The 9,161-nt window shown below is 71.1% G+C and carries 7 protein-coding genes; 3 read left to right on the top strand and 4 right to left on the bottom strand.

The annotated features are described in order from the left end of the window. Nucleotides 1–60 precede the first annotated feature (60 nt). Entirely contained in the window at nt 61–2,631 is a 2,571-nt protein-coding gene (gene pepN, locus ACFXGI_RS36870; RefSeq protein WP_384716837.1) for an aminopeptidase N, read from the bottom strand. Nucleotides 2,632–2,756: 125 nt separating this feature from the next. Between pepN and ACFXGI_RS36865 the strand changes: the two genes are divergently transcribed. Next, nucleotides 2,757–3,404 (top strand): DsbA family protein, encoded by a 648-nt coding sequence (locus ACFXGI_RS36865; protein ID WP_383345307.1) that lies wholly within the window; start codon nt 2,757–2,759, stop codon nt 3,402–3,404. A gap of 155 nt (nt 3,405–3,559) precedes the next feature. Here the strand turns inward: ACFXGI_RS36865 and ACFXGI_RS36860 are convergent, their stop codons facing one another. Both ACFXGI_RS36860 and ACFXGI_RS36855 read right to left on the bottom strand, forming a co-directional pair. Further along, a complete protein-coding gene (locus tag ACFXGI_RS36860; protein WP_384716832.1) occupies nt 3,560–4,216 on the bottom strand; it encodes a superoxide dismutase in 657 nt (218 codons plus the stop codon). 160 nt (nt 4,217–4,376) lie between these two features. Further along, the gene (locus ACFXGI_RS36855) at nt 4,377–5,786 is read right to left on the bottom strand and encodes an amino acid permease (protein ID WP_384716829.1); all 1,410 of its coding nucleotides are present in this window, start codon (nt 5,784–5,786) and stop codon (nt 4,377–4,379) included. A 166-nt stretch (nt 5,787–5,952) separates the two neighbouring features. Between ACFXGI_RS36855 and ACFXGI_RS36850 the strand changes: the two genes are divergently transcribed. After that, a complete protein-coding gene (locus ACFXGI_RS36850; RefSeq protein WP_384716826.1) occupies nt 5,953–6,735 on the top strand; it encodes an SDR family NAD(P)-dependent oxidoreductase in 783 nt (260 codons plus the stop codon). Between the two features lie 72 nt (nt 6,736–6,807). On the opposite strand, the gene ACFXGI_RS36845 is transcribed toward ACFXGI_RS36850, so the two are convergent. Then, the gene (locus tag ACFXGI_RS36845; protein WP_384716823.1) at nt 6,808–8,232 is read right to left on the bottom strand and encodes an amino acid permease; all 1,425 of its coding nucleotides are present in this window, start codon (nt 8,230–8,232) and stop codon (nt 6,808–6,810) included. Between the two features lie 286 nt (nt 8,233–8,518). Here ACFXGI_RS36845 and ACFXGI_RS36840 point away from each other — a divergent pair, with 286 nt between their 5' ends. Further along, nucleotides 8,519–9,100 carry a biotin transporter BioY gene (locus tag ACFXGI_RS36840; protein WP_384716820.1) on the top strand — a complete coding sequence of 194 codons (582 nt, stop codon included), beginning with the start codon at nt 8,519–8,521 and terminating at the stop codon, nt 9,098–9,100. The last annotated feature ends 61 nt before the right edge of the window (nt 9,101–9,161 follow it).

The raw sequence follows: 9,161 nt of genomic DNA, 5'->3' as shown, positions 1-9,161 counted from the left end.
TCGGAGATGTGTATAAGAGACAGCGGCCGCCCAGGGCGGCCGGCCCGCCGACGATGCCCGCTAGACCGCGGTCGAACCCGCCGCGGCGGCCGCGTCGCAGGCCTGCGCGCGCAGCGCCCGGGCCAGGTCGTCACGGGCCTCCAGGACCAGGCGGCGCAGCGCCGGTGCGGCGTCGGCGTGCGCGGCGAGCCACGCGTCCGTGGCGGCCAGCGTCGGCTCCGAGTCCTCCAGCGAGGGGTACATCCCCTTCACCACATGCATGCCGATCTGGATCGACCGGTCCGCCCAGATCCGCTCGATCACCTCGAAGTAGCGCCCCGCGTAGGGCGCCAGCAGCGCCCGCTGCGAAGGCTGCTGCATGCCCGCGATCGTCGCCTCCACCAGCGCGTTCGACAGCACGTCCGACTCGACGACCGCCGCCCACGCCTGGTCCTTGACCGCCTCGGACGGCCGCGCGGCAAGGCAGCGCACCTGGTGCCGCTTGCCCGACGCCGTGTCGTCGCGCGCCAGTTCCGCCGCCAGTACGGCCTCGTCCACCGCGCCGTGGGCGGCCAGCGGCAGCAGGAAGTCCCACCGCAGCTCCTGGTCCACGTCCAGCCCGTCGATCCGCGCCGAACCGTCCAGCAGCCCCAGCAGCAGCTGGAAGTCGCCCTCGGTCGCCGCGCCCGCCGCGAAGAAGCGGGCCCAGGTCAGCTGGTGCTCCGAGCCCGGCTCCGACATCCGCAGCTCCTGCAGCGCGACCCCCGACAGCACCCGGCCGCCCTGCTCGCGCCAGCCGGCCGCCGCGTAGTGCGTGACCGCGGCCAGCGCCTGCGAGTGCAGCATCTGCAGCACGCCGACGTCGCTCTCGCGGCCGGCGTGGGCCAGCACCATCGAGATGAAGTCGCGCGCCGGCATCAGCCCGTCGCGCGTCAGGTTCCACAGCGCCGACCAGCACAGCGCCCGCGCCAGCGGGTCCGCCACGCTCCCGAGCCGCTCGCGCAGCGTCGCCAGCGAGCCCTCGTCGAAGCGCATCTTGCAGTACGTCAGGTCGTCGTCGTTGACCAGCACCAGGTCGGGGCGCTCCTGTCCGGCCAGCTTCGCCACGACCGTCGAGGCGCCGGCGACGTCCGCCTCGGCCTGCGCGTAGCGGACCAGCGAGCCGTCCTCCAGCCGGTACAGGCCGACCGCGACCCGGTGCGGGCGCAGCTCCTCGCCCTCCTGGACCACGGCCAGCTCGGTCACCCGGCCGCCCGCGTCGTACGTCAGCGCCGGCGTCAGCACGTTCACGCCGGCCGTCTGCAGCCACGCCCGCGACCACTCGGCCATGTCCCGCCCGGAGACCTCGCCGAGCACTGACAGCAGATCGTCCAGCGTGGTGTTCCCGTACGCGTTGGCCTTGAAGTAGCGCCGCGCGCCCTCCAGGAAGGCGTCCCGCCCCACGTACGCGACGAGCTGCTTGAGCACCGCGGCGCCCTTGGCGTACGTGATGCCGTCGAAGTTGAGCTTCGCGTCCTCCAGGTCACGGATGTCGGCCGTGATCGGGTGCGTGGAGGGCAGCTGGTCGGCCCGGTACGCCCACGCCTTGCGGTTGTTGGCGAAGGTCACCCACGCCTGGTCGAAGCGGGTCGCCTCCACCTGCGAGAAGGAGCCCATGAAGTCCGCGAAGGACTCCTTCAGCCACAGGTCGTCCCACCACTTCATGGTGACGAGGTCGCCGAACCACATGTGGGCCATCTCGTGCAGGATCGTGTTGCAGCGCCGCTCGTAGGCGGCCCGCGTCACCTTGCCGCGGAAGATGTACTCCTCGCGGAAGGTCACCATCCCCGGGTTCTCCATCGCACCCAGGTTGTACTCGGGAACGAAGGCCTGGTCGTACTTCCCGAAGGGGTACGGGTAGTCGAAGTGCTCGTGGAAGAAGTCGAAGCCCTGCTTGGTGACCAGGAAGACGTCGTCCGCGTCGAAGTGCTTCGCCAGCCCCTTGCGGCACATCGCGCCCAGCGGGATCGTCAGGTCCCCGCGCGTGTACGTGTCCGTCACGTAGTGGTACGGGCCCGCCACCACGCAGGTGATGTACGTGGAGATCGGCGCGGTCTCGGCGAAGCGCCGGGTCAGGCCCTCGCGGGACTCCTCGGCGCCGTTGCTCCAGACGTGCCAGCCCTCGGGCGCGGTCACCTCGAAGCGGTACGGGGCCTTCAGATCGGGCTGCTCGAAGTTCGCGTACACGCGGCGGGCGTCGGCCGGCTCGTACTGCGTGTAGAGGTAGACCTCGCCGTCCTCCGGGTCGACGAAGCGGTGCATGCCCTCGCCCGTCCGGCTGTACGCGCAGTTCGCGTCCACCACCAGGACGTTCTCGGCGGCCAGATCGGCCAGGGCGATCCGCGCCCCGTCGAAGACGGCGGCCGGGTCCAGCTCCCGCCCGTTGAGGGTGACGGAGTTCACCGACGGGGCGATGAGGTCCGCGAAGGTGGCCGAGCCGGGGGCCGCGGCCCGGAAACGGATCGTGGTCACCGAACGGAAGGTCCGCGGACCCCCGGCCGGTTCGGCCTCGTCCACGGCGGACCTCAGGTCGAGGACCACCTCGTACCCGTCGACGGACAGCAGCTCGGCCCGCTCGCGGGCCTCGTCACGGGACAGATTCTCTCCGGGCACGTGCACTCCTTCGTGCGTGATCGCGATACCTGACGGAATCCTCGCACGGGGGAATGCGCGAGGGCCTGGCCTGGTTGCCGAGGAGGAACACGACCAGTGATGCACACAGCGATTCGAGGAGAGACATGGCCGACACCCAGGTGCGCGAGAAGACCCCGGTCGACTTCTGGTTCGACCCGCTCTGCCCCTGGGCCTGGATGACGTCCCGCTGGATGCTGGAGGTCGAGAAGGTCCGCGACGTCGAGGTGCGCTGGCACGTGATGAGCCTCGCCGTCCTGAACGAGAACAAGCTCGACGAACTGCCCGAGCGCTACCGCGAGCTGCTCGGCCCCAAGGGCTGGGCTCCGGTCCGCGTCGTCATCGCGGCCCAGCAGAAGCACGGTGAGGAGATCACCGGCAAGCTGTACACCGCGCTCGGCACCCGGATCCACAACGAGGACAAGGGCGCGACCCGCGAGGTCATCGCCGAGGCGCTGGAGGAGGTCGGCCTGCCGGCCGAGCTGCTCGCCTACGCCGACTCCGACGAGTACGACCACGTGCTGCGCGACTCCCACAACGACGGCATCGAGCGCGTCGGCCAGGAGGTCGGCACCCCGGTGATCTCCGTGCCCGGCGCCGAGGGCGACGAGGTGGCCTTCTTCGGCCCGGTGGTCACCCCGACCCCGCGCGGCGAGGCCGCGGCCCGGCTGTGGGACGGCACCCTGCTGGTCGCCTCCACCCCCGGCTTCTACGAGATCAAGCGCACCCGTACCAAGGGCCCGTCCTTCGAGTAGGCCTGCCGGTCCGCCGACGCACGCAGAAGACCCCCGCAAGTCACGTCCTTGCGGGGGTCTTCCGTTGGACGCCCCCTACGCGAAGGTTGAGAAGACGATCACGAGGCTGGGGGCACCTCCCGGCCGAGGGCTGGGGGAGGCTTACGGGGCTGCGATCAGCCCTTGACGGGGATCAGCAGCGGGGTGTTCGCCTTGGCGTCGGTGTAGCGCCCGGCCACGTCCTGCCAGTTGACGACGTTCCACATGGCCTCGATGAAGTCCACCTTCTGGTTCTTGTACTGCAGGTAGAAGGCGTGCTCCCAGGCGTCGAAGACCAGGATCGGGGTGCTGGCCACGCCCACGTTGCCCTGGTGGTCGTAGACCTGCTCGACGACCAGACGGCCGCTGACGGGCTCGTACGCGAGCACGCCCCAGCCGGAGCCCTGCGTCGCGGAGGACGCGAAGGTCAGCTGCTTCTTGAACTTCGCGAAGGAGCCGAAGGACTCGGTGATCGCGTCGGCCAGGTCGCCGAGGCCGTCGGCCGCGGTGGGCTCGCCGCCGCCCTCGCCGGTCTTCGGGCTGGCCATGTTGTGCCAGTAGATGCTGTGCAGGATGTGGCCGGAGAGGTGGAACGCGAGGTTCTTCTCGAGGCCGTTGAGCGCGCCCCAGTTCTCCTTGTCGCGGGCCTCCGCCAGCTGCTCCAGCGTGGTGTTGGCGCCGGTGACGTATGCCGCGTGGTGCTTGTCGTGGTGCAGCTCGATGATCTGCGGGTTGATCACCGGCTCCAGCGCCGCGTAGTCGTACGGAAGCTCAGGAAGCGTGTAGATGGCCATGCGTGTTATCCGGTCCCCTCAGCGTGCCAACTGCTTATTGCAATCAATGCGCAACTGCACGCTAGCAGTATCTATTCCAGTGATCACGTAAGGGTCACCTCTGTGAAACGGAGGTGGGCCCCGTGCGAACGCACGGGGCCCACCTGGGATCGAGGGTGTGTCAGCGGGCGGCCGCGGCCCGGCGCTGCATCACGTAGCCGGTCGCCGCGAGGGCCGCGGTGAGGCCGCCGGTGAAGACCACCTGGACCCGGGTGTCCTGGTCGAGGACCATCAGGACCAGGACCCCGGCCACCCCGGCCAGCGCAACCCAGGTCAGGTACGGGAAGCCCCACATCTTCACGACCAGCTTCTCCGGGGCCTCCCGCTCCAGCCGGCGCCGCAGCACGAACTGCGAGACGGCGATGAAGCCCCAGACGACGAGGATGACCCCGCCGACCATGTTCAGCAGCCAGGCGAACAGGGTGTCCGGGTACCAGTACGACAGCAGCACGGTGACGAAGCCGAACCCGCAGGAGGCGAGCACCGCGCGACGCGGAACCCGGCCGCTGACCTTGCCCAGCGCCTTCGGGCCCTGGCCTCGGGAGACGAGCGAGTAGGCCATGCGAGAGGAGCCGTAGACGTTGGCGTTCATCGCCGACAGCAGGGCGATCAGGATGACCACGTTCATGATCTCGCCGGCGGCCGGGATCCCCAGGCGGTCCAGGGCCGCCGCGTACGGGCCGTCCTTGGTCACCGCCGGGTCGTTCCACGGCAGCAGCGTGACGATGACCAGCATGGAGCCGACGTAGACGATCGCGATCCGCCACATGGTGGTCTTCACGGCCCGGGCCACGCCCTTGACGGGGTTCTCCGACTCGGCGGCCGCGATGGTCACCGTCTCCAGGCCGCCGTACGCGACCACCGAGGCGAGCAGTCCGACCAGCAGGCCGTCCATGCCGTTGGGCAGGAACCCGCCGTCGTGCAGCAGGTTGGCGGTGCCGGGGGAGGCGGTGCCGGGCAGCAGCCCCAGGACGGCCAGCACGCCCAGGCCCAGGAAGAGCGCGATCGCACCGATCTTGAGGGCCGCGAACCAGAACTCGAACTCGCCGAAGTGGGAGACGGCGGCCAGGTTCGTGCCGCAGAATAGCGCCATGAAGGCCAGCACCCACACCCAGGACGGGGTGCCGGGGAACCAGCCGGTCATGATGTGCGCCGCGCCGATCGCCTCGATGGCCACGCCCACGCACAGCAGGGTCCAGAACATCCAGCCGGCCGTGAATCCGGCCCAGGGGCCGATCGCCCGGTCCGCGTGCACGGAGAAGGAGCCCGAGGCCGGGTTCGCGGCGGACATCTCCCCGAGCATCCGCATCACGAACATCACGAGCAGACCGGATGCGGCGTACGCGATCACGATCGAGGGACCCGCGGCGGCGATGCCGGCGCCGGAGCCCACGAACAGGCCGGCGCCGATGACCCCGCCGAGGGCGATCATCGAAAGGTGGCGCTGCTTGAGGCCGTTGCCGAGGGGGGATCCGGCGCCGCCCGAGGAGGGCGCCTCCTGGGTGCGGGCCGCGGTGGATGTCTGGTTCATGAAGGTGTTGCCTGTCCGGTGTGCGGGTGGACGGGAGGAAGTGCCCCAGTCTCACCCTTGTCCGATCATCGGACGCCAGGCGTCCGTTATTCGGACAGCGGGATGACCATCGGTGATCGTCCCCGTACGCTCGCGACAACACACCGAAGACGCGGCAGGGGGCCGAATGGACCACGGCATACGGGAATTGGCGGCGACCGGCCGGGGCGTACTGGTCACCGGAGCCTCCCGCGGCATCGGGAGGGCCGTCGCCACCGCCTTCGCCCGTCAGGGCGACCGGGTCGCCGTGCACTGCACAGCCCGCCGGGCCGACGCCGAACGGACCCTCGCCGGGCTGCCCGGTGACGGCCACGTCCTGCTCACGGGCGACCTCGCCGACCCCGCGCAGGTGGCGGATCTGGCCGCCGCGGCCGATGGGGCGCTCGACGGTGTGGACGTACTGGTCAACAACGCCGCCGTCATGGTCGCGCACCCGCTGCCCACCACCTCGTACGCCGACTGGCAGGCGGCCTGGCAGCAGACCGTCGCGGTCAACCTGTTCGGCGCCGCCAACCTCGTGCACTGCGTCGCCCGCCGCATGATCGAAGGCGGCCGCGCGGGCCGCGTCGTCAACATCGGCTCGCGCGGAGCCTTCCGCGGTGAGCCCGACCACCCGGCGTACGGGGCCACCAAGGCGGCCCTGCACGCCCTCGGCCAGTCCCTCGCCGTCTCCCTGGCCCCGCACGGCATCGCGGTCGCTGCCGTCGCACCCGGCTTCGTGGCCACCGAACGGGTCGCCGGCCGGCTCGACGGGGAGGAGGGGATGCGCATCCGCGCCCAGAGCCCCTTCGGCCGGGTCGGCACCCCCGAGGAGGTCGCCGCCGCGGTCCTCCACCTCGCCTCGCCCGCGGCGGCCTGGAGCTCGGGCACCGTCCTCGACGTCAACGGCGCCTCGTACCTGCGGACCTGACGGCCCCGAACGCCGAGCGGGCCCCCGCCGCCTTCCGGCGCGGGGGCCCGCTCCTTCACCGCTGCCGCGAGGTCAGGCCCGGCGGGCCCGGATCTCGCGCACCCACGCCACCACCAGTACGGCGGCCGCCGCACCCGTGGACCACAGCAGCTGCGGCCGCGCCGAGTCGTCGAACAGCATCAGCACCAGCACCGCAGCCATGCCGAGCAGCGCCACCCACGTCAGGTACGGGAAGCACCACATCCGCAGCGTCAGGCGCTCCGGCATGTCCCGCTCCAGCATGCGGCGCAGCTTCAGCTCCGAGACCGCGATCAGCGCCCACACGAACAGCAGCACCGCGCCGACCGCGTTGAGCATGTAGAGGAAGACCGTGTCCGGCCACAGCAGGTTCAGCACCACGGACACGAAGCCGAAGGCCACCGAGGCGAAGACGGCCCGGCGCGGCACCCCGCCGCCCGACACCTTCAGCAGGGCCTTGGGCGCCTCACCGCGCTCGGCCAGCGAGAACACCATGCGCGAGGAGCCGTACAGATTGGCGTTGAGCGCGGAGAGCAGCGCCACGAACACCACGATGTTCATGATCTGGCCGGCCCCCGGGATCCCGACGGAGTCCAGGACGGCGACGTACGGGCTCTGCCCCGGCTCCAGCGAGTCCCACGGCAGCAGGGTCACGATGACGACCATCGAGCCGACGTAGAAGAAGAGGATGCGCCACACGGCGCTGCGCACCGCGCGGGCCACGGACTTGGCCGGGTTGTCGGACTCGGCGGCCGCGATGGTGACGACCTCCAGGCCGCCGAACGCGAAGATGACCGCGAGCATTCCGGCGACCACCCCGCCGAAGCCCTCGGGGAAGAACCCGCCCCGGCCGGTCAGGTTGGCCATGCCGATGGGGTCCGTGTCGGGCAGCAGGCCGAAGATCGCGAGCGTGCCGAGGATCAGGAAGAGGACGATCGCGCCGACCTTGAGGGCCGCGAACCAGAACTCGAACTCACCGAAGTTCTTCACTGCGGCCAGGTTGCTCACGGTGAAGACCACCATGAAGACCAGCACCCAGACCCACTGGTCGACCGAGGGCAGCCAGCCGTTCGCGATCTTCGCCGCGCCGGTGGCCTCCACCGCCAGCACCACGACCAGCAGGAACCAGTAGAGCCAGCCCGCCGAGAACCCGGCCCACCGCCCCAGCGCCCGCTCCGCGTACACGGAGAACGAGCCGGAGGCGGGCATCGCCGCCGACATCTCGCCGAGCGCCCGCATCACCAGCATGGCGAGGGCGCCCGCGAGCAGGTACGAGCAGATGATCGCGGGGCCGGCGATGCCGATGCCGGCGCCGGAGCCGACGAACAGCCCGGCGCCGATCACGCCGCCGAGGCCCAGCATGGTCAGGTGGCGCTGCTTGAGGCTGTGGCTGAGGGGTTCCACCGGGAACTCGGTCCCGGTGGGAGGGTTGGATCCGGGCCGGCCTGCTGGGGGGCTGGTGGGCAAGCGGTCGCGCATGAGTGGATGCTCGTACTCTCGTGCTCGGCAGCGGCGGTGGGGGCTCCGCATTCGGATTGGCGGGACCCTACAGTCTCACCGGACGGCGCCCATCCGCGCAAAACGGACGTGTTGTCTAAATCTGGCTCGTGACGCGGATCACTCCACCCGGGGTGTGAACCGGCCTCTTTGTGCACTCCCCACCAAAGCGGTGAGCAGGGCTTTGTCCCGGCCGGAGGTGGGGCGGCGCCCGGCCGCGCACTAGCGTCGGTGATCGTCCCGTCACCCTCACTCCGCGGAGCCCCTGATGAGCACTGCTTCCGTCTCCTTCCGCCCCGGCGCCGTCCTCGCCGACCTGCTGCCCGCGAGCCGCGTCCGCGACATCGCGCTCGTCGTCGGCGGAGCCGCGCTCACCGGCCTCGCCGCGCAGATCGCCGTGCCCGTCCCCGGCTCGCCCGTCCCGGTCACCGGCCAGACCTTCGCGGCCCTGCTGGTCGGCACCGCGTTCGGCGCCCGGCGCGGCTTCCTGTCCCTCGCCCTGTACGCGCTCGTCGGCATGGCGGGCGTGCCGTGGTTCGCGGGCGGCACCTCCGGCGCGGGCGGCGCCTCCTTCGGCTACGTGCTCGGCATGCTCCTCGCCGCGACCGTCGCGGGTGCGCTGGCCCGTCGCGGCGCCGACCGCTCGGTCCTCCGTACGGCGGGCACGATGGTGCTGGGCTCCGCCCTGATCTACGCCGTGGGCGTGCCCTACCTGGCGCTGTCCACCGGGATGTCCTTCGGCGCGGCCGTCGCGGCGGGGCTGACCCCGTTCCTGATCGGCGACGCGCTCAAGGCGGCGCTGGCGATGGGCCTGCTGCCCGCCACGTGGAAGCTGGCCGGCGGCAAGTAGCCGGCCGGCCGCGGCGCAAGCACGACAGCCCCGGACCACACCTGGTGGTCCGGGGCTGTCG

Origin of the sequence: Streptomyces sp. NPDC059355 (assembly GCF_042752335.1) — a bacterium.
Taxonomy (GTDB): domain Bacteria; phylum Actinomycetota; class Actinomycetes; order Streptomycetales; family Streptomycetaceae; genus Streptomyces.
Note: the sequence above shows the minus strand (reverse complement) of the source record. Positions and strands in the feature narration are given on the sequence as shown.

What these genes read in the sequence shown, in the direction of transcription:
- ACFXGI_RS36865 (WP_383345307.1), top strand. Translation starts at nt 2,757, where the DNA reads ATGGCCGACACCCAGGTGCGCGAGAAGACCCCGGTCGACTTCTGGTTC.
- ACFXGI_RS36860 (WP_384716832.1), bottom strand. Translation starts at nt 4,216, where the DNA reads ATGGCCATCTACACGCTTCCTGAGCTTCCGTACGACTACGCGGCGCTG.
- ACFXGI_RS36855 (WP_384716829.1), bottom strand. Translation starts at nt 5,786, where the DNA reads ATGAACCAGACATCCACCGCGGCCCGCACCCAGGAGGCGCCCTCCTCG.
- ACFXGI_RS36850 (WP_384716826.1), top strand. Translation starts at nt 5,953, where the DNA reads ATGGACCACGGCATACGGGAATTGGCGGCGACCGGCCGGGGCGTACTG.
- ACFXGI_RS36845 (WP_384716823.1), bottom strand. Translation starts at nt 8,232, where the DNA reads ATGCGCGACCGCTTGCCCACCAGCCCCCCAGCAGGCCGGCCCGGATCC.
- ACFXGI_RS36840 (WP_384716820.1), top strand. Translation starts at nt 8,519, where the DNA reads ATGAGCACTGCTTCCGTCTCCTTCCGCCCCGGCGCCGTCCTCGCCGAC.